Annotated in this window: 17 protein-coding genes and 1 riboswitch; of the genes, 5 read left to right on the top strand and 12 right to left on the bottom strand. The window is 68.3% G+C overall.

The features are described from left to right. Positions 1 to 20: 20 nt before the first annotated feature. The 3 genes from metF to ahcY form a co-directional block, all read right to left on the bottom strand. Positions 21 to 890, bottom strand: a complete 870-nt coding sequence (gene metF / locus GWK50_RS03325) for a methylenetetrahydrofolate reductase [NAD(P)H] (protein ID WP_162015278.1) — start codon at positions 888 to 890, stop codon at positions 21 to 23. Then, on the bottom strand, positions 887 to 1,882 hold the full coding sequence (locus GWK50_RS03320) for a TlyA family RNA methyltransferase (protein ID WP_162015277.1): 996 nt from the start codon (positions 1,880 to 1,882) through the stop codon (positions 887 to 889). The genes metF and GWK50_RS03320 overlap by 4 nt, the downstream gene beginning before the upstream one ends. A 66-nt stretch (positions 1,883 to 1,948) precedes the next feature. After that, positions 1,949 to 3,382: an adenosylhomocysteinase gene (ahcY, locus tag GWK50_RS03315; RefSeq protein ID WP_162015276.1), complete on the bottom strand. Its 1,434-nt coding sequence runs from the start codon at positions 3,380 to 3,382 to the stop codon at positions 1,949 to 1,951. 67 nt (positions 3,383 to 3,449) lie between these two features. Next, positions 3,450 to 3,527: riboswitch (S-adenosyl-L-homocysteine riboswitch) on the bottom strand. A 139-nt stretch (positions 3,528 to 3,666) separates the two neighbouring features. Between ahcY and GWK50_RS03310 the strand changes: the two genes are divergently transcribed. Together GWK50_RS03310 and GWK50_RS03305 are read left to right on the top strand one after the other, a co-directional pair. Further along, complete coding sequence (locus GWK50_RS03310; protein WP_162015275.1) at positions 3,667 to 5,295, top strand: peptide chain release factor 3; 1,629 nt, start codon at positions 3,667 to 3,669, stop codon at positions 5,293 to 5,295. An 18-nt stretch (positions 5,296 to 5,313) separates the two neighbouring features. Then, entirely contained in the window at positions 5,314 to 6,141 is an 828-nt protein-coding gene (locus GWK50_RS03305; RefSeq protein ID WP_162015274.1) for an HAD-IIB family hydrolase, read from the top strand. A 7-nt stretch (positions 6,142 to 6,148) separates the two neighbouring features. Here GWK50_RS03305 and GWK50_RS03300 read toward each other — a convergent pair whose 3' ends face one another. Then, positions 6,149 to 7,453 carry a diguanylate cyclase gene (locus GWK50_RS03300; RefSeq protein ID WP_162015273.1) on the bottom strand — a complete coding sequence of 435 codons (1,305 nt, stop codon included), beginning with the start codon at positions 7,451 to 7,453 and terminating at the stop codon, positions 6,149 to 6,151. Positions 7,454 to 7,596: 143 nt separating this feature from the next. Here GWK50_RS03300 and GWK50_RS03295 point away from each other — a divergent pair, with 143 nt between their 5' ends. Then, a complete protein-coding gene (locus tag GWK50_RS03295) occupies positions 7,597 to 8,850 on the top strand; it encodes a GGDEF domain-containing protein (RefSeq protein ID WP_162015272.1) in 1,254 nt (417 codons plus the stop codon). 78 nt (positions 8,851 to 8,928) lie between these two features. On the opposite strand, the gene GWK50_RS03290 is transcribed toward GWK50_RS03295, so the two are convergent. Continuing rightward, positions 8,929 to 9,360 carry an Lrp/AsnC family transcriptional regulator gene (locus GWK50_RS03290; RefSeq protein ID WP_162015271.1) on the bottom strand — a complete coding sequence of 144 codons (432 nt, stop codon included), beginning with the start codon at positions 9,358 to 9,360 and terminating at the stop codon, positions 8,929 to 8,931. Positions 9,361 to 9,497: 137 nt separating this feature from the next. Between GWK50_RS03290 and GWK50_RS03285 the strand changes: the two genes are divergently transcribed. Then, on the top strand, positions 9,498 to 10,430 hold the full coding sequence (locus GWK50_RS03285) for an arginine deiminase-related protein (protein ID WP_162015270.1): 933 nt from the start codon (positions 9,498 to 9,500) through the stop codon (positions 10,428 to 10,430). 67 nt (positions 10,431 to 10,497) lie between these two features. Here the strand turns inward: GWK50_RS03285 and GWK50_RS03280 are convergent, their stop codons facing one another. The 7 genes from GWK50_RS03280 to uvrA all read right to left on the bottom strand — a co-directional run bounded on the left by GWK50_RS03280 (position 10,498) and on the right by uvrA (position 21,081). Then, positions 10,498 to 11,106: a hypothetical protein gene (locus GWK50_RS03280; RefSeq protein ID WP_162015269.1), complete on the bottom strand. Its 609-nt coding sequence runs from the start codon at positions 11,104 to 11,106 to the stop codon at positions 10,498 to 10,500. Beyond that, positions 11,103 to 11,738, bottom strand: a complete 636-nt coding sequence (locus GWK50_RS03275) for an SCO family protein (protein WP_162015268.1) — start codon at positions 11,736 to 11,738, stop codon at positions 11,103 to 11,105. The genes GWK50_RS03280 and GWK50_RS03275 overlap by 4 nt, the downstream gene beginning before the upstream one ends. Before the next feature lie 4 nt (positions 11,739 to 11,742). Further along, positions 11,743 to 12,339: a cytochrome c gene (locus GWK50_RS03270; RefSeq protein ID WP_162015267.1), complete on the bottom strand. Its 597-nt coding sequence runs from the start codon at positions 12,337 to 12,339 to the stop codon at positions 11,743 to 11,745. Between the two features lie 8 nt (positions 12,340 to 12,347). Further along, positions 12,348 to 12,968 carry a cbb3-type cytochrome c oxidase subunit II gene (locus GWK50_RS03265; RefSeq protein WP_162015266.1) on the bottom strand — a complete coding sequence of 207 codons (621 nt, stop codon included), beginning with the start codon at positions 12,966 to 12,968 and terminating at the stop codon, positions 12,348 to 12,350. After that, on the bottom strand, positions 12,958 to 14,616 hold the full coding sequence (locus tag GWK50_RS03260) for a cbb3-type cytochrome c oxidase subunit I (RefSeq protein ID WP_162015265.1): 1,659 nt from the start codon (positions 14,614 to 14,616) through the stop codon (positions 12,958 to 12,960). The genes GWK50_RS03265 and GWK50_RS03260 overlap by 11 nt, the downstream gene beginning before the upstream one ends. 256 nt (positions 14,617 to 14,872) lie before the next feature. Then, positions 14,873 to 15,232, bottom strand: coding sequence for a hypothetical protein (locus GWK50_RS03255; protein WP_197904969.1), 360 nt, complete (start codon positions 15,230 to 15,232; stop codon positions 14,873 to 14,875). Next, the gene (gene uvrA, locus GWK50_RS03250) at positions 15,229 to 21,081 is read right to left on the bottom strand and encodes an excinuclease ABC subunit UvrA (RefSeq protein ID WP_162015264.1); all 5,853 of its coding nucleotides are present in this window, start codon (positions 21,079 to 21,081) and stop codon (positions 15,229 to 15,231) included. The genes GWK50_RS03255 and uvrA overlap by 4 nt, the downstream gene beginning before the upstream one ends. A gap of 172 nt (positions 21,082 to 21,253) precedes the next feature. On the opposite strand from uvrA, the gene GWK50_RS03245 reads away from it, so the two are divergent. Then, positions 21,254 to 23,158 (top strand): DUF294 nucleotidyltransferase-like domain-containing protein, encoded by a 1,905-nt coding sequence (locus tag GWK50_RS03245; RefSeq protein WP_242455278.1) that lies wholly within the window; start codon positions 21,254 to 21,256, stop codon positions 23,156 to 23,158. Positions 23,159 to 23,190 lie beyond the last annotated feature (32 nt).

The raw sequence follows: 23,190 nt of genomic DNA, 5'->3' as shown, positions 1-23,190 counted from the left end.
AACCCAAAAAAAACGAAATGTTACCGTGTGCCAGCACCTGCCAGCCCCAAACGGCGGCAAATTTCGAGCACCGCCGTACTTTGGTTCATCGTATAGAAATGCAGGCCCGGCGCCCCTGCCGCCAGCAGTTGTTCGCACAGGTGGGTGACCACATCCAGGCCGAACGCCCGAATGCCTGCCGCATCGTCGCCCAATCCCTGCAGGCGCAGGCGAATCCAGCGCGGCACTTCGGCGCCGCAGCTGTCGGCAAAGCGCAGCAGGCCGCTGGCGTTGGTGATGGGCATGATGCCCGGCACCACCGGCACGTCGGCGCCGAGCTTGCGCGCCTCGTCCACGAAGCGGAAATAGGCGTCGGCGTTGAAGAAGAACTGCGTGATCGCCGAGTTGGCACCCGCCTGAACCTTGGCCACGTAGGCCTGCAGGTCGGCCTGCGCCGACCTGGATTGCGGGTGCATCTCTGGGTAGGCCGCCACCTCCAGGTGGAAGTGGTCCCCGGTTTCGGCACGGATGAAGGCCACCAGGTCAGCGGCGTAGCGGAACTCGCCCATGCTGCCGTAGCCGCTGGGCAGGTCACCGCGCAGTGCCACCAGCCGACGCACGCCCATGGACTGGAACAGCGCCAGCCTCTCGCGCACCGAATCGCGCGACGCACCGACGCAGGTGAAATGCGAAGCCCCTTGCTGCCCCTCGTCCAGAATGGCCTGCACGGCCTGCAAGGTGCCGTCCTGGGTAGAGCCCCCCGCGCCGTAGGTCACCGAGCAGAACTGGGGCTGCAGGGCGTAGAGCTGCTGGCGCACGGCGCGCAGCTTCTCGATGCCCTCGGGCGTCTTGGGTGGGAAAAACTCGAAACTGACCGGCACGGCGGCCGGCGCGGCGTTGGCTGCGTTCATGCAGACCTCCTCGCATAGACAAAAAATTCCTGGTTGCCGTCACCGCCGCTGATGGGGCTGTCCATCCACGCACACACCTCCAGCCCCAGGCTGGCGCAGCAGTCGCGGATGCGCTGCTCGACCACGGGGTAGAGCGCGGCATCGCGCACGATGCCGCCCTTGCCCACCTGGCCGGGCTGCAGTTCGAACTGCGGCTTGACCAGCATCAGCAGGTGGCCGCCCGGCGCCAGCAGCGGTACCAGGGCAGGCAGCACCAGCGTGAGCGATATGAAGGACAGGTCACCCGTGACCAACTCGAACACCGGCGCGGTGCTTTCGCCCACCCAGGCCCGGAGGCGGCGGCGGGCGCCCGCAGCGGCGGGCGGCGCGGCGTCTTTGCGCTCGCGCGCCAGGTCGGCCTCCACGTCGTCGTCGCTCACGTCGTCGCTGTCGTCGTAGTCGGTCACCTCGCCATCACCAGACATCCAGCGGTACGGGCTTTCGGGCTCGGCATCGTCCTCCACAGCCGCAGGGGCCGGTTCGGACCAGGCGTCCTCCCAGGCCGCCTGCAGCGCCTCGGGCGTCAGCGCACGGGCGTTGATGCCTTCGAGGCAGACCACGCGCGGGTCCTGGCGCAACTGCGCGTGCAACTGGCCGTGGCCCACGTCCACGCCCACCACGCGGCGCGCCCCACGCTCCAGCAGGCAGTGCGTGAAGCCGCCGGTGGACTGGCCCACGTCCAGGCACTGCAGTCCCTGCACCGCCAGGCCCAGAGATTCGAGCGCACCATCGAGCTTGAGGCCGCCGCGCGAGACAAAGCGCGCCTCGGCCGCGTCCTGCAGTTGCAGTTCGGCCTGGGCCGGGATCTCTTCGCCGTTCTTGGCCACCCGGCTCCAAGGGCCGTGTGCGCCCAGGCGCCATTGCACCCCGCTGGCAATCAGCCGCTGAGCCTGCGAGCGGGTGCTGGCCAGCCCTTTTTCCACCAGAAGAACATCGGCACGCTGGGTTTTCATAAGCAAAACATGGCTTGAACGCCCTGATTACGGGCGCCGACAGCTATCAATTCAATAGCAAATAAATCAATAACGGTAGGTATCGGGCTTGTAGGGCCCTTGCTTGGGCACGCCGATGTAGGCGGCCTGCTCGTCCGTCAGTTCGGTCAGCATCGCACCCACCTTCTTCAGGTGCAGGCGCGCCACCTTCTCGTCCAGGTGCTTGGGCAGCACATAGACCTTGCCGTTCTCGTAGTAGTCGCTGTGGGTGAACAGCTCGATCTGCGCGATGGTCTGGTTGGCGAACGAGTTGGACATCACAAAGCTCGGGTGGCCCGTGCCGCAGCCCAGGTTCACCAGGCGCCCCTTGGCCAGCAGGATGATGCGCTTGCCGTCCGGGAAGATCACATGGTCCACCTGCGGCTTGATCTCTTCCCACTGGCAGTGCTCTTCGAGCTTGGCGACCTGGATCTCGTTGTCGAAGTGGCCGATGTTGCAGACGATGGACTGGTCCTTCATCGCCTTCATGTGCTCGAAGGTAATGACGTCGCGGTTGCCCGTGGTGGTCACGAAGATATCGGCCTTGTCGGCGGCGTATTCCATGGTCACGACCTTGAAGCCTTCCATCGCGGCCTGCAGGGCGTTGATGGGGTCGATCTCGGTCACCCACACCTGGGCGCTCAGCGCGCGCAGGGCCTGGGCCGAGCCCTTGCCCACGTCGCCGTAACCGGCCACCACGGCCACCTTGCCGGCAATCATCACGTCGGTGGCGCGCTTGATACCGTCCACCAGCGACTCGCGGCAGCCGTACAGGTTGTCGAACTTGCTCTTGGTCACCGAGTCGTTCACGTTGATGGCGCGGAACATCAGCGTGCCCTTGGCCGACATTTCCTTGAGGCGGTGCACGCCCGTGGTGGTTTCCTCGGTCACGCCGATGATCTGGGCGCTCTTGCGGCTGTACCAGGTGCTGTCCTCGGCCAGCTTGGCCTTGATGGCGGCGTACAGGATGCGCTCTTCCTCGCTGCCGGGGTTGGCCAGCACGGAGGCGTCCTTCTCGGCACGCTTGCCCAGGTGCATCAGCAGCGTGGCGTCGCCGCCATCGTCCAGGATCATGTTCGGGCCTTCGCCCTCGCTGCCCTTGGGGCCGAAATCAAAGATGCGGTGGGTGTAGTCCCAGTAGTCCACCAGGGTTTCGCCCTTGATGGCGAACACCGGCGTGCCGGTGGCGGCAATGGCGGCGGCGGCGTGGTCCTGGGTGGAGAAGATGTTGCACGAGGCCCAGCGCACGTCGGCGCCCAGGGCCTTGAGCGTCTCGATCAGCACGGCCGTCTGGATGGTCATGTGCAGCGAGCCGGTGATGCGCGCGCCCTTCAGGGGCTGCTTGGCCGCGAATTCCTCGCGGATGGCCATCAGGCCGGGCATCTCGGTCTCGGCGATGCGGATTTCCTTGCGGCCCCAGTCGGCCAGGCCGATGTCGGCGATGGCGGAGTCGGCGGAGGGTGCGTTGACGCGTGCGTTCATGGTTTGCTCCAAAGCATGTTTGAAAAAACCACTCGCCGGGGGAAGGGGAAAAGCTCACCACGCGGAAAGTGGATGAGCGTCGTTGCTATGACTCCGAGCCTCACGCCCCGCCAGTGCTGGGGGCGCTGCAACGCTCCTCGGATAGGCGCCGATTATAAAGGCAAAGGCCCGCAAGCGCTGCCCGCCCCACGGACAGGCCTGACAACGCCTGCCCGGTAAAATTGTCGTTTTCGCACGCCTGCCGGGGCGTCCTGTCCCCTGCGCACTCCCTTCTGGAATTCCTTGTGTCCTACGCCCCCGAAACCCGGCGCCGCCGCACCTTTGCCATCATTTCCCACCCCGACGCGGGTAAAACGACGCTGACGGAAAAGCTGCTGCTGTTCTCGGGCGCGATCCAGATCGCCGGCGCCGTCAAGGGCCGCAAGGCCAGCCGCCATGCCACCTCGGACTGGATGGAGATCGAGAAGCAGCGCGGCATCTCGGTGGCCTCGTCGGTGATGCAGATGCAGTACCGCGACCACGTGATCAACCTGCTCGACACCCCCGGCCACAAGGACTTCTCGGAAGACACCTACCGCGTGCTCACGGCCGTGGACTCGGCCCTGATGGTGATCGACGCCGCCAACGGTGTGGAAGCGCAGACGCGCCGCCTGATCGAGGTCTGCCGCCAGCGCGACACGCCCATCATCACCTTCGTCAACAAGATGGACCGCGAGGTGCGCGACCCGCTCGACATCCTCGACGAGGTGGAGCGCGAACTCGGCATGCCCTGCTGCCCCATGACCTGGCCCGTGGGACAGGGCAAATCGTTCGGCGGCATCATCGACCTGCGCACGCAGAGCATGACGGTGTTCGAGCCCGGCAGCGAGAAGCGCCCGCAGGACTTCGAAACCATCCCCCTGAGCGACCAGGACCGACTGCGCGCGCGCTTCGGCCAGGCCTTCGACGATGCCCTGGAAAGCATGGAGCTGGCCGTGGGCGCGTCCACCACATGGAGCCACGAGCGGTTCCTCGCGGCCAAGCTCACGCCGGTGTTCTTCGGCTCGGGCGTGAACAACTTCGGTGTCATGGAAGTGCTCAACGCCGTGGTGGACATGTCGCCCCCGCCGGGCCCGCGCATCGCCTACCAGGAGGTGAACCGCCAGCGCGAGGAAAAGACCATCCACCCCGAGGACGAAGGCTTCTCGGGCGTGGTCTTCAAGGTGCAGGCCAACATGGACAGCAACCACCGCGACCGCATCGCCTTCGTGCGCGTGGCCTCGGGCAAGTTCACCCCCGGCATGAAGATGCGCGTGCAACGCACGGCCAAGGAGTTGCGCCCCACCAGCGTGGTCACCTTCATGAGCCAGCGCCGCGAAGCGGTGGACGAAGCCTACGCGGGCGACATCATCGGCTTCACCACGCACGGCGGCGTACAGCTGGGCGACACCATCACCGACGGCCCGGCGCTGCAGTTCACCGGCCTGCCCTTCTTCGCGCCCGAGATGTTCATGACCGTGGTGCTGAAGAACCCGTTGCGCTCCAAGCAGTTGCAGCAGGGCCTGATGGAGCTGGGCGAGGAAGGCGCCATCCAGGTCTTCAAGCCCGACGCCGGCGGCAACATGCTGCTGGGCGCCGTGGGCCAGCTGCAGTTTGAAGTGGTGCAACACCGCCTGAAAACCGAGTACGACTGCGACGTACGCCTGGAGAGCTGCCAGTACACCGGCGCCCGCTGGATCACCGCCGACACCCCGGCCGAGCTGCGCGAGTTCGAGAACGCCTACCCCCTGCGCCTGGCGCACGACGCGGCCAACACCCTGGCCTACCTGTGCACCAGCCCCTACGACGTGCGCCTGGCGCAGGAGCGCTTTCCCAAGATCCACTTCCACCCGCTGCGCGAGCATGCCGGGCTGAGCCTGAGCAACTCGCACTGAGGGGCGAAAAACGTGCCCATGCTGCCGCTGAGCGCACTGCGCCTGCCCCCAGGCCTGGTGGGCGTGCTCACCGACATCGACGACACCCTGACCACCGAGGGCGCCATCACCCCCGATGCCCTGCAGGCCCTGGCCGATCTGAAGGCCGCAGGTCTGCGGGTGATCGCCATCACCGGCAGGCCGGTGGGCTGGAGCGAGCCGTTTGCGCAGACCTGGCCGCTGGACGCCATCGTGGCCGAGAACGGGGCCGTGGCGCTGGTGCCAGTGACTGAAGAAGATTCAGGCCCAATCAGCCCGCAGCGCCCGTATTCAGGGCGCAGGGCGCTATCAAAAATATACCAGCAGGACGCCGCCACCAGGGCGCACCACTTTGCGCGCATGCAGCAGGTGCTGGCCCAGATCGAGCGCGAGGTGCCCGGCGCACGCCGGGCCACCGATTCGGCGGGCCGCGAAACCGACATTGCCATCGACCACAGCGAATTCACCCACCTGCCCCAGGACGCCATCGACCAGGTGGTGCGCACCATGCGCGCGGCGGGCATGAACGCCACGGTCAGCAGCATCCACATCAACGGTTGGTTTGGCGCGCACAACAAGCTGGAAGGCGCGCGCTGGATCGTGCGCGAGCGGCTGGGGCGCGATCTGGACACCGAGATCGACCGCTGGGTCTATGTGGGCGACTCGACCAACGACCAGGTGATGTTCGAGCGTTTTCCGCTCAGCGTGGGCGTGGCCAACATTGCGCGCTTTGTGCCGCAACTGCGCCATCTGCCGCGCCATGTGACGCAGGCCGAGCGTGGCGCGGGCTTTGCCGAGCTGGCGCGGGCGCTGCTGGCCGGGCGCTGACACGGCTTCAAACACCCGGCTCCGTGGGCGCCATGGCGCCGCCCTGGTAGTGCTGCACCTGCCCGTCGGGCAGCGCCAGCATCACGCGGTTGCGCCCGGTCTGCTTGCCCGCGTACAGGGCGTGGTCGGCGCGCTGCAGCAGGGTTTCGAGATGATCCTCGTGGGCTTGCAGCTCGGCCACTCCGGCGGTGGCCTGCACGCGCAGTCGCAGGCCTTCGAAAGCAATCTCGGTGTCCGACAGCACCTGCAGAAAGCGCCGCGCCACCTCGCCCGCCTCGCGCAGTGCCGTGTGGGGCATGAGCACCACAAACTCCTCGCCCCCCAGGCGCCCGGCGATGTCCACCTCGCGGAAGTTCTCGCGGCACAGTTGCGCCACGCAGCGCAGCACCTCGTCGCCTGCGGCATGGCCGTGGTCGTCGTTGATGTGCTTGAAATGGTCCAGATCCAGCATCACCAGCGACATGGCGCGCCCCTCGCGCCGGGCGCGCGCCATTTCGCGGGAAAAGAGCTTTTCGTACTCGCGCCGGTTGTTCAGCCCTGTCAGTGGGTCGATGCTGGCCTGGATGCGCAGCGCCTCCTGCAGGGCGCGGCGCTGCTCCACCTCCTGGCGCAACTGGTCGTTGCTGGCGCGCGCAGCCATCAACAGGGCGTACTGCTGGCGCTGCAGCATCTGCACGCGCCAGGCACTGACATAACCCGTCACGATGGGCAATGCCAGCACCAGGCTCAGGATCACGAACTCCCGTGTCTGCAAACTGCGGCTTTGACTGACCATGGCCAGCGTAAACAACGCCCCTACCAAGGAAACCGCCAGGGCACAGCACAGGCGGTTGGGCACAAAGACGAAGAGCATGATCAGCATCAGCAGCGTCATGGCATAGGTCCAGATGGCTATCTCGGGCCGCAGCACATACACCAGCATGAAACTGGCCAGGCCAATGAGTTCGACCACCGAAGTCCACAAGCCCTGGGTCGCCAGCCAGGGCTTGCGCACCACGGCACGCATCAATGCCAGCACGCACAACGCCACCCCGACGCGCATGGCCAACAGGCCCTGGAAGGGCGCAGACCAGCCCATGGCCAGGTAGTCCGAAATGGCGAACAGCAGCAACAGCACCGCCCAAGTGCCCAGGGCCAGCAGAAGCTGGCGTGCGGTGAAATGCTGGCAATATTGCTGGTAGCCCATCTCGGTGCGCCGGTCGGAGAACTCCGCACACCAGCCACGCAGGTGCCACTGCGAACCGGGGCCCAGCGGCTCCAGCCCCTCAGGCCCATCGGGCAGGCCCAACAACGATTTCAGATGATCACGCATGGGTCAGTGGCTCTTATCACCATTGTGCCTCTGACACGGTGGATCTGGGTATCCCCCACAGCACATCGAATCCCAGGGCCATCGGGGTTCTCCGGGGGCAGCCCAGGGTCCAACTGTCATACCCTTGGCACCAGGATTTGCGCATGACCGCCACCCCCACCCACCCTTCACCACCGCCAACTCCCGCCCTCTCTGCGTGGCGTGCCGAGTTCATCCATCCTGCCGATGAACATGCCTTCCGCACCAGCGTGCAGCACAGCATGGCCCGGCAACTGCGCGTGGCCCTGGCGCTGTGGGCGGGTCTGCTGCTGTTGTTTGCCCTGCCCGACCTGCAGGTACTGGGAGCCACCAGCCCCTTGTTCTGGCAACTGCTGGCGTACCGTGGCGCGATGGCCGCCCTGTTGCTGGGCGCTGCGGGGGTGCTACGCCGCCAGCCGCACTGGGCCACCGATGGGCGGCTGGCGGCCTGGATTGCCGTCATCGGCTACCCCTTCTATTTCCTGCTGTTCCATGTGCGCGAGGACGTGCGCATCTGGACCGTGGGCATGGTGATGTTCATGCAGTTCTGCATGTTCCTGTTTCTGCCGGGGCGCGTGATGGCCTTTGTGCCGGTGGCCGTGTTTGGCGTGGTCGGCAGCCTGCTGAGCTTTGTGCTGCTGGGTCGGCCCCCAGCCACCTTGCTGGGGCTGGCGTTTTTGCTCACGCTGCCCGCCCTGGTGGGCTATGTGGCGGCGGCACGGTTGCAGCGCGTGCAGCGCCAGGAATTTGCCCTGCGCCAACGCTTGAGCGAAACCAACGCCGCGCTGCAGGCCGAAATCGCCCAGCGCATCGAACTGCAGGCCGAACTGGAGCGCCAGGCCACCACCGACCCGCTCACCGGCCTGGTGAACCGGCGCGAATTCAGCCGCCGCTTTGCGCTGGATCTTGCGCGCACGCAGCGCGACGCCAGCCCGCTGTCGCTGGTGCTCATCGACCTGGACCACTTCAAGCGCATCAACGACCAGTACGGCCACGCCGCGGGCGATGCGGTGCTGTGCACCCTGGCCCGGCTGAGCGGCAGCTGCTTTCGCAGCATCGACACCGTGGGCCGCCTGGGGGGTGAGGAATTCGCCGTGCTGCTGCCCGGCGCCGATCTGCAATGCGCCGCCCAGGCTGCCCGGCGCCTGGCGCAGCGCCTGGCCGATACCCCGGTGGAGCACGAGGGCCAGCGCATCGTGGCGGGCATGACAGCGGGGGTGGTCCAACGCCTGCCCAGTGAGGACAGCCTCGACTCCCTGCTGCAGCGCGCCGACCTGGCACTCTACGCGGGCAAACAAGCCGGACGTGCACGCACCATGTTGGCGCTGCCCGACGGGAGCCACCAGGAGTTTTATACGGGTTTGCATTCAATCGGATAACTAGGCGGGAAGCCGAAGACAGTGCTGTAGCACGGCGAGGCAAACCAACGGCGTTATACGATTGAAGGCAAATCCGTATTAGGCCTTGTAGGTGGACAGCAGGATGCTGGTCTCGGTGTTGGCAATGCCCGGCGTGAGGCGGATGCGCCCCAGCGCCGCGTCGAAGGCCTCCAGGCTTTCGGCGCGCAGCTCGGCCACGATGTCCCAGCGGCCGTTGGTGGTGTGCAGCGTGCCCACCATGGGCTCGCCGCGCAGCGCGCGGATCACCTCGGGCGCGGCGTTGCCCTCGACGGCGATGCACATCCAGGCGCGAATGCGCTGCGGCTCCGAGTCGGGCCGCAGGCGCACCGTGTAGCCGACGATGACACCGCCCTCCTCCATCTTGCGCAGGCGGTTCTGCACCGTGCCGCGCGAGACACGCAGCTTGTGCGCCAGCGTGGCCACGGGGGTGCGCGCGTCGGCGCGCAGGATGCTGAGGATTTCGCGGTCGGTGTCGTCGAGCTTGGTCATGGTGCGTTTGTACGCTGGCGTTTCGCCAATTTTTGCAGCTATTTGACCAGTTTGCCGGCTTTTTGTTGGCGGTGGCTGTTCGCACAATGCCTGCACCGCCCTCCTGTGGGGCCCGCCCCAACCACCCTCACACACCCATGCCTCCGCCCTCCCTCCAGGCCCCCGCCGCCGTCGCCATGGTGCGCCCGCACCACTTCCACCCCAACCCCGAGACCGCCGCCGACAACACCTTCCAGCGCCCGGCCACGGCCGACAGTGTGGCCGCGCAGGCCCATGCCGAGGTGACCGAGGCCGCCGCCCGGCTCGAGGCCGCCGGGGTGCGCGTGCACCTGTTCGACAGCCATGACCCCGAAACGCCCGACGCCGTGTTCCCGAACAACTGGTTCTCCACCCACGCGGGCGGCCATGTGGCGCTCTACCCCATGTACGCCGCCAACCGGCGGCGCGAGCGGCGCAGCGACATCATCGAGATGCTCAAGGCCTGCTACCGCGTGCAGGACGTGATCGACTACTCGGGCCTGGAGCACGACGGCATGGCCCTCGAAGGCACGGGCGCCATGGTGCTGGACCACATCGGCCGCATCGCCTACACCGCGCAATCGCACCGCGCCGACCCGGTGGCGCTGGAGCGCTTCTGCACGCATTTCAACTTCGAGCCCATGGCCTTCGCCACCGCCGACGCGCAGGGCCGGCCCTGCTACCACACCAACGTGATGCTGTGCGTGGGCACCGACTTCGCGCTCGGGGGCTTTGACCTCATCGCCGACCCGCAGCGCCGCGATGCCGTGCGCGCGCGGCTGCGCGAGAGCGGGCGCGACGTCATCGAACTCGACGCGCACCAGATCGGCGAATTCGCTGGCAACGCGCTGGAGCTCACGGGGCATGGCGGCCGGCGGCTGCTGGCGCTGTCCGAGCGGGCCGCCGCCTGCCTCACGGCCGCGCAGAAGGCCGTGATCGAACGCAGCGCCACGCTGCTGCCGCTGCGCGTGCCCACCATCGAACTGGCGGGCGGCTCGGTGCGCTGCATGCTGGCGGGCATCCACCTGGCGCCGCGCCCGGACAGCGCATGACAATTTGAATGAAATCGGCCTCCAGCGCCCATCCAGCAAGCGCAGGCAGCTCCTGAAAACAGAGCAATCAGGCATTGTCCGGCGCCAGCAGCGTGCCTTCGCGCCGCGCCATCACCCACCCCACCTGCGCCAGCCAGCCCAGCGCCAGCAGCACGGCCAGGGCAATCAGCCACTGGCCCAGGCGCGCTTGGTCGTCCAGCAGGTAGGCGTTGCACAGGCGCAGCGGCGCATCGATATAGAGCTGGCCCACCACGGCGGTCATGGGCAGCACATTGCCGAGGAAGAAGCCCTGCACCACCAGCCCCGCCGCCCGCCACGACAGGCGCAGGGCAGCGCCCGCCAGCACCAGCGCCGCGCACTTGGCGGCCTCGGTGGCGCCGTCGCGCAACGCCAAGTCGAGCACGCGCGGCACCATGAGCACGCCCAGCACCATGGCCACCCCCACCAGCCCGGCGATGCCGTGGGCGTTCCAGCGCGCCACGGCGCCACGCGCGCGCGGCGGCAGCGCGGCCGCCAGCAGCGCGCCCGCCGCCATCAGCAGCGGAAACTGCAGCACCATGTGGCGCCACATGCTGGCTTCCAGCGCATGGCGCAGCGGGGGCCAGGCCAGCAGCACGCACAGGGCCAGCCCCAGGGCGGCCTGGGTGCGCGGCGTGCAGCGGGGCCCGCGCGTCATGGCGCGCTCCGCGCGAGATGGCGCGCGTGGTCCAGCGCGAGCTGCTGCTCGGCGACGTCAAACACGCGCACCATGCGGCCGCGCGCGTCGAACACCAGCAGCGCGGCGTTGTGCTCGTAGTCGCCCCGGCCGTCGGGCACCACCACCACGCCCAGGCGGCGCAGCAGGGCCTGCTCCTGCGCCGCGTCGGGCACGCGCACGAAGCGCCACAGCGCCGGGTCGGCCTGCAGGCCCTGGGCGTAGGCGCGCAGTGCGGCCGGGTGGTCGTGCGCACCGTCGAAGCTGATCGACAGCAGGCGCACGTTGCCAGGATGGCCCGCCTCGGCATCGGCCTGCAGCGCGGCCTGCAACTGCTGGAAGGTGCTGCCCAGCGACAGGCAGACGCTCTGGCAGCGCGTGTAGATGAAGTCGGCGATGGTCACGCCGTCGCCCTGCGCCAGCAGCGCAGGCAGGTCGGGCGCGGCCACTCCGGGGCCATCGACTGCCACGTGCGGCGCGTCCACGGGCTGCAGCGCCACTTCCAGGCGGCGCGCGCCCTCGTCGGTCCAGACCTGGAAGCCGTGCGTGAGCCAATCCGCCGCCGCGTAGCCGCACAGCGCCAGCAGCAGGCTCAACGCGGCGGTGCGCAGCATGGCCTTAGCGCGCCAGGGCTTGGAGCGCAGCGCCGCCCTCGAACGGCGTGCTGCGGTCGTTGGCCTTGCGCTCCTGTGCGATCAGGTCGGGCGCCACGGCGGCGGCCTGGTTGCCCCAGGCGCTGCGGATGTAGCTGGCCACGGCGGCCAGTTCGGCATCGCCCAGTTGGCGGAAGGCCGGCATGGCCCCGTCGTAGCTTCTACCGGCCACCGTGATCGGGCCGGTCACGCCATGCAGCAGGATGTTGGCCAGCACGCGCGGCTCGCCCGTGACCCATTCCGAGCCCGCCAGCGGCGGGAACACGCCGGGGAGGCCCTGGCCCGTGGCCTGGTGGCAGGCCGCGCACTGCGCGGCGAACAGCGCCTTGCCATCCACAGCGGCGCCCGCTGCGGCCGGCACGGGGCCGGAGAGGTCGGCCACGGTGCGACGGTCACCCAGGGCAGAGTTGCCGAAGGGTTCGGACAGAACAATGTAGCCCACACCGAACAGCACCATGGCCAGCGTGATGGCGGCGGCGGCCAGCGGCACGGGGCGGATGCGCTCCTCGGGGTCGGCGTTCTCGCGCTCTTGCGCGCGGTGCGAAGTGTCTTGGTCGAGCATAGGCTTCCTCAGGAGGCCGACCCGGCGGCCGGGCCGGTGGCGCTGCGCGGCGGTGCCGGCAGCACGGGATAGGTGTGGTCCAGGCCCTGCAGGTACTTCACCAGGTCCAGCGCCTCGGGCCGCGCCACCACCACGCCCTGTGAAGGGCCGTGGCCCGGCGGCAGCTTGACGACCTCGTCGCCCGGTTCGGCGGCGGCCTTGGTCTCGAACAGGTAGGGGTAGGCCGGCATGATGGACCCCGGCACATAGGCGCGCGGCTGGTACAGGTGGCCCAGGTGCCAGTCCTTGCTGGGCTGGCGCGCGCCGATGTTGAACAGGTCGGGCCCGGTGCGCATGCTGCCCAGCAGGTGCGGCTTGTCGTACACGTAGTCGCCCGGCACCGAGGCGCGGCCCCAGCCGCGCTCATGGTCGGGACCGAGGTTGCGGTCGCGCGGCTGCTGCGTGTGGCAATAGACGCAGCCGTTGGCGATATAGACATCGCGCCCGCGCTGCTGGGCACTGGTATAGGGCTTGAGGCCCTCGGGCGGCGTGATGTCGCGCACCTCCATGTAGGGCAGCACCACCAGCGCGGCCGTGGCCACGGCCAGGGACACCATGGCCCCGGCGGCGAGCTTGACTTCATTTTCCATGAGCTGTCTCCAGTGCCTGAAGGGATGCCGGCGCGAACAGGGCCGCACCCGTGCGCTGCGGGCCAAAGCGCAGCGCCATGGCCAGGAAATGGCCGGCAAAGACGAGGTGGCTGGCCACCATCAGCGCGCCGCCCACGCTGCGCCACTGCAGGTAGGGGATGGTGAGCGTGACCGACTCCATGAAGGGCCGCGAGGCATCGAGCATGGCCAGGCCCTGCAGCCAGCCGCCGATGGAGAGGCCCACGAAATAGATCAGGATGCCGACGGCCGCGAGCCAGAACTGCAGCGAGATGAGGCGCGGGTACGGCCACTCCCAGTGCAGCACGCGCGGCAGCATGAAGTAGATGGCGCCGAACAGCACCATGGTGACGAAGGCATAGGCCCCCAGGTGCGCGTGCGCCACCGTGAAGTGCGTGAAGTGCGCCACCTGGTTGACGCTGCGCAGCGCCTCCAGCGAGCCCTGCACCGACGAGAGCATGTACATCAGCCCGCCGAACATCATGAAGCGCAGCGTGGGCGAGTGCAGCGCCAGGTGCATGCGCCCTTGCATGGTGCCCGCCATGTTGATGGTGAAGGCCGCCACGGGGATGATCATCATCATGCTCTGCACAATGGACAGCGTGCTCAGCCAGCCCGGAATCGGCCCGCCAATCAGGTGGTGCCCGCCCACTTGGCCGTAGAAGAAGGCCAGCGTCCAGAAGCCCAGGATGGACAGGTTGTACGAGCGCACCGGCCGCCCGATGATCTTGGGCAGGAAGTAGTAGATCGCCCCCACGCTGATGGGCGTGAACCACAGGCCCAGCACGTTGTGGCCGTACCACCAGTTGGTGGTGGCCTGCTGCACGCCGGTGTGCACGCCGGGCAGCTTGGCCACGAGGAACAGCAGCGTGATCCACAAGAGCGCCGCCACGAGGTACCAGACGCTGACGTACAACGACTCCACCTGGCGGTTGACCAGCGTGTACAGCACCGACCCGATGATGCAGACGAAGCCCACGACGATGAACAGGCCGATCTGCCACGGCATCTCCAGGTACTCCATGCCGTCGCTCCAGCCCGCGCCGATGGCGCCGATGGCACTGGCAATGGCGATGTTGATGAACGCGCCGCCCAGCATCACCCACGGTGCGCCGAACAGCCGCGTGCGCAGCAGGCGCGGCAGCAGCCAGACGATGAGACCCAGCGCGGCGTTGGTGATCCAGCCGTAGAGCACCGCCGTGAGGTGCATGGTGCGCACGCGGCCGAAGGTCTGCCAAGCCTCGCCCACCAGCCAGTCGGGCATGTGCAGCTTGAGCGAGGCCGTGAGCCCCGCCACCGAGCCCAGCACCAGCCAGAGGATGGCAAAGGCGATGAACATGAACACGGGGAAGGCGCTGGAGCGGTCGGCCTCGATGCGCTGCGCCAGCTCGCGCGGGTCGGCGGCGTGGGCAGCATCGCCCGGCTCGGCGGCCGCCGCCTGCAGGTGCGCGCGGCCGGCCTCGTGCAGCGCGGGGTCGTCGGCCTGGCCGATCTCGCCGCGCGCGAAGATGACCGACGCCGCCCGGGGGTTCTCGACCAGCAGGCCCTTGCGCATCGACCAGATGAAGACAAACAGCCCCATGATCGACAGCAGGAAGGCGCCCAGCAGGCTCAGGATGGCACTGTCCATCGGTGGGTTTCCTTTCTTGTTTTCCGGCACGCGCGAGACGCGCCATTTTTTTGATGCAGTGCAAATGACCGCACAGCGATCCGTGCTAGGCACGGCTGCGGCGGATTCTAAGATTCATCACGGATGTATGTTTTTTTGCTCTGCGCAAGCCCCTGCCAGGGGTGGTGTTACCAAGGGTATTTGAAGCAAAAATGGGCTCTGGCGCCCGTCCGCAAAGCGCAGTCAGCTATATTTTCGATAGCAAACAAAGACTGGTTCAGGCCGGCGGCAGCGCCTGCAGGTGCGCATCACAGCCCACGCCGGCGGCGATCCAGCGCCGCGCCAGCGCCTGCTGCCAGCGCACGACCCAGGGGCGCGTGAAGCCGGTCACCGCGCCAGGGTCGGCGACCATGCCGCAGAGGTAGCGCCCGTCCGCCGCGCTCCAGCGCAGCGCCACGCAGGCACCCGTGCGGCGGCGCGAGACCAGCATGCCCAGCGGGCACGGCTCGGCCAGGCAGCACAGGCCGCAGCCATTGCAGGGCGCGCCCTCAAGGGGCTTGGGCGGCGCGCCGGGGTGCCAGTGCACCACCTGCCAGCCGGGGGGCAGGGGTGCCTTCGGCGCGCCGGGCTCTGTCATCGCGCCAGCACCGGCGCCAGCGCCACGCCGGTGTGCGTGCCCAGGCGCACCACCTCCTCGGGCGGGGCGGCGGCGACGATGCGGCCGCCGCCCGCGCCGCCCTCGGGGCCGAGGTCGATGATCCAGTCGGCCTCGGCGATGACGTCGAGGTCGTGCTCGATGACGACCACGCTGTGCCCGCCGTCCACCAGGCGGTGCAGCACGCGGATGAGCTTGTGCACATCGGACATGTGCAGGCCCACGGTGGGCTCGTCGAGCACGTAGAGCGTGTGCGGCGCCTTCTGGCCGCGCCGACCGACCTCGTCGCGCACCTTGGTGAGCTCGGTCACGAGCTTGATGCGCTGCGCCTCGCCGCCGCTGAGCGTGGGGCTGGGCTGGCCCAGCGTGAGGTAGCCCAGGCCCACGTCCTTGAGCAGTTGCAGCGGGTGGGCGATGCTCGGCATGCTGGCGAAGAAGTCCACGGCCTCGTCCACCTCCATCTGCAGCACGTCGCCAATGCTCTTTCCGCGCCAGGTGACGGCCAGCGTCTCGGGGTTGAAGCGCGCGCCGTGGCAGGCCTCGCAGGGCACCTTCACGTCGGGCAGGAAGGCCATGCCGATGGTGCGCACGCCCTGCCCCTCGCACACCGGGCAGCGGCCCTCGCCGGTGTTGAAGCTGAAGCGCCCGGCCGCGTAGCCGCGCGCCTTGGCCTCCAGCGTTTCGGCGAACAGCTTGCGCACGGTGTCCCAGAAGCCGATGTAGGTGGCCGGGCAAGAGCGCGGGGTCTTGCCGATGGGCGTCTGGTCCACTTCGAGCACGCGGTCGATGGTTTCGAAGCCCTGCAGGCCGGTGCAGCCGATGAGCGCGGGCGCATTGCCCGCGTCCATGGCGTCGCGCCCGGCCTTGGTACTGCGCTGCTGCACCCAGGCGGCCACGTTGGTGAGCAGCACGTCGCGCGCCAGCGTGGACTTGCCCGAGCCGCTCACGCCCGTGACCGCCACCAGCCGCTGCAGCGGCACGCGCGCGGTGACGTTTTGCAGGTTGTGCAGCTGCGCGCCGTGCACGGTGAGCCAGCGCAGAGGCTCATCCTTCAAGGCATTTGGGGCTGTAGCACCCGTGGATAAAGCGCCATCAGCTACGTTTTCAATAGCATTCGGCGCCATGGCACGGCGCGCCTGCAGCGGGTGGCGCATCGCGTGCAGCAGGTAGCGGCCGGTTTGCGAATCCTCGGCCCCGGTCAGATCGGCCACGCCGCCCTGCGCCACCAGGCGCCCGCCGCGCTTGCCCGCGCTGGGGCCGATGTCGATGAGGTGGTCGGCCGCGCGGATGGTGTCCTCGTCGTGCTCCACCACCACCAGGGTGTTGCCCTTGCCGCTGAGCTGGCGCAGCGCGCGCAGCAGGATCTGGTTGTCGCGCGCATGCAGGCCGATGGTGGGCTCGTCGAGCACATAGCACACGCCCTGCAGGTTGCTGCCGAGCTGCGCCGCCAGGCGGATGCGCTGCGCCTCGCCGCCCGACAGCGTGGGCGCGCCCCGGTCCAGCGTGAGGTAGCCCAGGCCCACTTCTTCGAGGAATTCAAGCCGGCTGCGGATCTCGGGGATCAGGTCGCGCGCGATTTCGGCCTCGCGGCCCGCGAGCGCCACGGTGTCCACCCAGGCGCGGATATCGCTGACGGACAGACGCGCGATGTCGGTAATGCTCCAGCCCGCGTGGCCCGTGGCCGCGTTGGCGCCAAAGCGCACGGCGCGCGCCGTGGCGTTGAGGCGCGTTCCCTGGCAGCTGGGGCAGGCGGTGTCCTGCAGGTCTTCCACCTCGGGTTCGGCGAAGGTCTGTTCGCGGCCCTTCTGGTCGTCGGCGAGCACCGAGTCGTCGAACACCTTGCGCTGCTCCTTGGTCAGCTTCACGCCCGTGCCCACGCAGTCGGGGCACCAGCCGTGCTTGCTGTTGTAGGAGAACAGGCGCGGGTCCAGCTCGGCGTAGCTCGTGCTGCACACCGGGCAGGCGCGCTTGGCCGAAAACACCTGCAGCCGCCCGATGCCCGCCGTGGGCGCGCCCGCCGCCAGGGCCTCGCGCAGGCCGTCCAGATGGCTCAGCACATGCGCCACGCCCTTGCCGTGCGTGAGCGCCTGGGCCAGGCCCTCGCGCAGTGCCGCTTCGTTCTCGGGCGTCACATCCAGGCTCAGCACGGGCAGCTCGATGGTGTGCTCCTTGAAGCGGTCGATGCGCGGGAAGCCCGAGGTCGGCAGGAAGTCGCCGTCCACGCGCAGGTGCGTGAAGCCGCGCGGACGCGCCCAGTCGGCCAGCTCGGTATAGACGCCCTTGCGCGCCACCACCAGCGGCGCCAGCAGGCCGATGTGCTGGCCCCGGAACTCGGTGAGCAGTTGCGCGGCGATGCGCTCGGGCGTCTGCGGCTGCACGGCGGCGCCGTCCTGGGTGCAGTGCTGCACGCCGAGCTTGACGTAGAGCAGCCGCAAAAAGTGCCAGACCTCGGTGGTGGTGCCCACCGTGCTCTTGCGCCCGCCGCGCGAGAGGCGCTGCTCGATCGCCACCGTGGGCGGAATGCCGTACACGGCGTCCACCTCGGGCCGCCCGGCCGGCTGCACGATGCTGCGCGCGTAGGCGTTGAGCGATTCCAGGTAGCGGCGCTGGCCTTCGTTGAACAAAATGTCGAACGCCAGCGTGGACTTGCCCGAGCCGCTGACGCCGGTGATGACGTTGAACCGGCCGCGCGGCACCGCCACGCTCAGGCCCTTGAGGTTGTGCTCGCGGGCGTTGACGATTTCTATGGTGTTTTTTGGCTCTGGCGCCCGTGTGGATTGCGCGAGGCGCTCCTGATTCAATAGCACCGGCAGCGCTTCGCTGGCACCGATGGCGCCGTCGTAGGCGCGCAGCGCGGCGCCGGTGTGCGACTGCGGGTGGGCGCGCAAGTCCTGCGGCGAGCCCTCGGCCACCAGCTGCCCGCCCGCGTCGCCGCCTTCGGGGCCCAGGTCGATGATCCAGTCGGCGGCGCCGATCACGTCGAGGTTGTGCTCGATGACGATGAGCGAGTGCCCCGCCTCCAGCAGGCGCACGAAGGCGCGCATGAGCTTGGCAATGTCGTCGAAGTGCAGGCCGGTGGTCGGCTCGTCGAACAGGAACAGCGTGCCCTTGCGCGCCAGCGGCTGGCGCGACTTGCTTTGCGTGCGCGCCGCCTCGGCCAGAAAGCCCGCCAGCTTGAGGCGCTGGGCCTCGCCGCCGCTGAGCGTGGGCACGGGCTGGCCGAGCTTGACGTAGTCCAGCCCCACCTCGGCAATGGGCCGCAGCGCGCGCAGCACGTCGCGGTCGTGGGCGAAGCAGGCCATGGCCTCGCTCACGGTCAGCTCCAGCACGTCGGCCACGCTGAGCGCTCGCCCGCCGCGCTCCAGGGTGATTTCCAGGATCTCGGGGCGGTAGCGCTTGCCGTCGCAGTCGGGGCAGCGCAGATAGACGTCGCTGAGGAACTGCATCTCCACATGCTCGAAGCCCGAGCCGCCGCAGGTGGGGCAGCGCCCGTCGCCGCTGTTGAAGCTGAACTTGGCCTGGGTGTAGCCGCGCTGCGCGGCCTGGGGCGTGGCGGCAAAGAGTTCGCGGATGCTGTCCCACGCGCCCACGTAGCTCACGGGGTTGGAACGCGCGGTCTTGCCGATGGGGGTCTGGTCCACAAACACCACGTCGGAAAGGTGGTCGGCGCCCAGCAGCCGGTCGTGGCGACCGGGGGTTTCGGTGGCCTTGCCAAAGTGGCGCAAGAGCGCGGGGGCCAGCACGTCCTGCACCAGCGTGGACTTGCCCGAGCCGCTGACGCCGGTGACGCAGACCAGGCGCTGCAGGGGGAATTCAATGTTCAGGTTCTGCAGGTTGTGCTCGCTCGCCCCTTCGAGGATGAGGCGCGGCGTGGCGTCGCCCACGGCGCGCGGCACGCCCAGGGCAATGCGCTTGCGCCCGCCGAGGTACTGGCCGGTCAGGGTGTCGGCGCTGCGCAGTGCGTCGGGCGTGCCGTCGAACACGATGTGGCCGCCACGCTCACCCGGGCCGGGGCCGAAGTCGAGCACCCGGTCGGCCGCCAGCATGACCGCCGGGTCGTGCTCCACCACCACCAGGGTGTTGCCCGCATCGCGCAGGCGCAGCATGGCCTGGGTGATGCGGTCCATGTCGCGCGGGTGCAGGCCGATGCTGGGCTCATCGAGCACGAACAGCGTGTTGACCAGGGAGGTGCCCAGCGCCGTGGTGAGGTTGATGCGCTGCACCTCACCGCCGCTCAGGGTGCGGCTTTGCCGGTCCAGCGTGAGGTAGCCAATGCCCACGTCGCAGAGGTACTGCAATCGGGTGCAGATTTCGTCCAGCAGCAGGCGCAGGGCCTGGGCTTCGGCGGACGGGGCGCCGGGTTTTTCTATGCCAAATGGGCCTCCAGCGCCGGTATCTGTTGCGCCAACAGCTATCAATTCAGTAGCATCTGACGCGCGCTGCGCCTCGGCCATGCGGTCGAAGAAGCGGCGCAGGCGCGCAATGGGCAGCAGCATCAGGTCGTGCAGGCACAGGCCGGGCAAGGCTTCGAGCTGGGCGCGGCTCCAGGGCAGGCCCTGGGGCAGGAAGCGCTGGGCCGGGTCGAGCACGGCGTCAGCGTCCTGCTTGCTGCCGATGCGCCAGAGCAGGCTGTCGGTCTTGAGGCGCGCGCCCGCGCACACCGGGCAGGGCGTGTAGCTGCGGTACTTGGACAGCAGCACGCGGATGTGCATCTTGTAGGCCTTGGTCTCCAGGTACTCGAAGAAGCGCTTGATGCCGTACCACTGCTGGTTCCACTTGCCGTTCCAGTGCGGCGAGCCGCCAATGACCCACTCCTTCTGCTCGGGCGTGAGGCGGTACCAGGGTGTGTCGCGCGGAATGCCCGCGGCCTCGGCGTGGCGCATGAGGTCGTCCTGGCATTCCTGCCAGGCCGGCGTCTGAATGGCCTTGATGGCGCCGGTGCGCAGGGTCTTTTTCTCGTCCGGGATGACCAGGCCGTAGTCCACACCGATCACGCGGCCAAAGCCGCGGCAGGTGTCGCAGGCCCCGGCAGCGGAGTTGAACGAGAACATGGAGGGCAGCGGCTCGCTGTAGCGCAGATCGCTTTCGGGGCAGTGCAGGCCGGTGGAGAATTTCCACACCTCGGGCTCGCCCTGCTCCACCAGCCGGTACACGTTCATGCGCCCGCCGCCGCGCTTGAGCGCGACCTCGATGGCCTCGACCACGCGCGTTTTTTCCGCATTGCCCAGGCGAAAACGGTCGGCCACCACGTCCAGCAGCTTGACGCCCGAAGCCTCGCGCTCGGCCTGCACCTTGGTGAAGCCGCTGGCCGACAGCCATTGCTCCAGTTGCTCGGCGCTGGTGTTGGCGGGCAGTTCGACCGGGAAGGTCACCACCAGGCGAGGATCGTCGGCTTGTGCTCGTGCGCGCAGCTCGGCGTAGATGGTTTCGGGCGTGTCGTGGCGCACGGGCAGCGCGGTGGCGCGGTCGTACAGCACGGCCAGGCGCGCGAACAGGAGCTTGAGGTGGTCGTTCAGCTCCGTCATCGTGCCCACGGTGGAGCGCGAGCTGCGCACCGGATTGGTCTGGTCGATGGCAATGGCCGGGGGCACGCCCTCCACCTTGTCCACGGCGGGCTTGTCCATGCGGTCGAGGAACTGGCGCGCGTAGGCGCTGAAGGTCTCGACGTAGCGGCGCTGACCCTCGGCGTAGAGCGTGTCGAACACCAGGCTGGACTTGCCCGAGCCGCTGGGGCCGGTGACCACCGTGAGTTCGCCGGTGCGCAAATCCACATCCAGGTTTTGAAGGTTGTGCTGGCGTGCGCCGCGGATGCGGATGGTTCCCTGGGTCATGGTGGGCTTTGTGGTCGGTGAGGCGAAACATTCTAGAAACAGCGCGTGGCGAACGCCTGCCATGGCGCCCATTGACCCTATGGCGCGTCGGTCCGGCAGGAGCACCCCAGCATGGCACACACCGCTCCATCTGGTATCAACCCTGCCCCCGCCGCGCACACGAGGCTGCAAAATGGGCGTTTTCTCCCCTTGGTTCCACCCCGCCATGAACCCCGAGACCCCAACCACCACCTCCGTGCTGCCTGCGCTGACAAGCCACCGCGTCTGGAATCAACTCGACCCAGCCGCCCTGGCCCAAATGGCACCGCAGTGGCAGTTGGAAACCGCAGAGGTGGGCACCCCCTTGCTGCCACAAGGACGGCTGCACAGCCGCACAGGACTGATCCTGAGCGGCGCGGTGGACCTGCACGACCCCGACCTGGACATGGCCGTTCACCTGCAAGCGGGCGAAATGTTCGGCTTTGGCGCCACCCCGGCACAGCACCTCACGACCTGGCAGGCGACTGCGGCCACGGACTGCTGCATTGCCTGGCTGGCGCCCGAAACCCTGTCGGCGCTGTGCCGGGATCACAGCGCACTGGCGTACTTCTTTCCCTCGCTCCCCGGCACGAGCCAGGCTGGCAACGCCACACATGCACCCGACTCGGGCGTGCACCTCAATTTGCTGGGCACGCCGGTGCGTTCACTCATCAAGCGCGAGCCCATCACCCTGCCGCCGGGCACCTCCATCCAAGCAGCAGCGCGGAAGATGAGCGACCTGCGCGTGTCCTCGGTGCTGCTGGTGGAGCAAGACCACCTCTTCGGCCTGGTAACCGACCGCGACCTGCGCAACCGCGTGGTGGCGCAGGGGCTGGACATTGCCCGCCCCGTCTCCGACATTGCCACGCTGGCGCCGCTGACCATGCAAGCCCAGAGCCCCGCCTTCGAGGCACTGCTGTTGATGGCGCGACACAACATCCACCACATGCCGGTGCTCGACGGCACACGCATCGCGGGCATGATCACGGCCACCGATCTGGCCGAACAGCACAGCACCTCGCCCGTGTACCTGGCGGGCGACATCTACAAGCAACCCAGCCTGCAGGGCCTGGTGCAGGCCAGCAGCCGGGTGCGCCAGTTGCAGCAGCACCTGGCGGCGGCCGATGCCAGCGCCTACAGCACCGGGCACATCATCACCACCATCACCGACGCGGTGACCACCCGGCTCATCCACCTGGCCGAGGCCGAACTGGGCCCGCCACCGGTGGACTATGTCTGGGTGGCGGCAGGCTCGCAGGCGCGCAGCGAGCAGACCGCGCGCACCGACCAGGACAACTGCCTGGTGCTGGACGACCGCTACGACGAGGCGCGCCATGGCGAGTACTTCCGCGCCTTCAGCCGCTTTGTCTGCGACGGGCTCGACGCCTGCGGCTACGTGCACTGCCCCGGCGAGATGATGGCCATGACCAACAAATGGCGCCAGCCACGCCAGCGCTGGTCAGAGTACTTCCGCCAATGGGTGGACAAGCCCGAGCCCATGGCGCTGATGCTGACCTGCGTGTTCTTCGACCTGCGCGCCGTGCACGGCAAGCTCGAACTGCTGGACAGTCTGCGCCAGGAGGTGCTGGCACGCACGCGCGGGCACAGCCTGTTCCTGGCGCACATGGTGGGCAACGCCCTCAAGCACCGGCCCCCGCTGGGTCTGTTTGGCACCATCTCGCGCATCCGTGGCGGCGACAACGCGGGCACCGTCGATCTCAAGCACAGCGGCATCGTGCCCATCGTGGACTTGGCACGGGTGTACGCACTGGCCGGTGGCGTGGCCGCCGTGAATACGCACGACCGGCTGGAGCAGGTGGCCCACACAGGCGAAGTGAGCGAACAAAGCGCGCGCGATCTGCGCGACGCGCTGGAATTTCTCTCCAAGCTGCGCATAGACCACCAGGCCCGCCAGATGACACAAGGCCTCAAGCCCGACAACTTCCTGGCGCTGGAAGAACTCTCCAACTTCGAACGCAGCCATCTCAAGGAGGCGTTCTCGGTGGTGCAGACGCTGCAAGGGGTGTTGGGGCAGCGGTATCAGGCCGGAAGGTATTGAGCGCTTTTGGGCTATGGGGCTTATGGGGTAAG

Source organism: Acidovorax sp. 210-6 (assembly GCF_010020825.1).
In the GTDB taxonomy this organism is placed as follows: Bacteria; Pseudomonadota; Gammaproteobacteria; order Burkholderiales; family Burkholderiaceae_C; genus Simplicispira; species Simplicispira sedimenti.
This window is presented reverse-complemented; position numbering and strand designations above follow the sequence as displayed.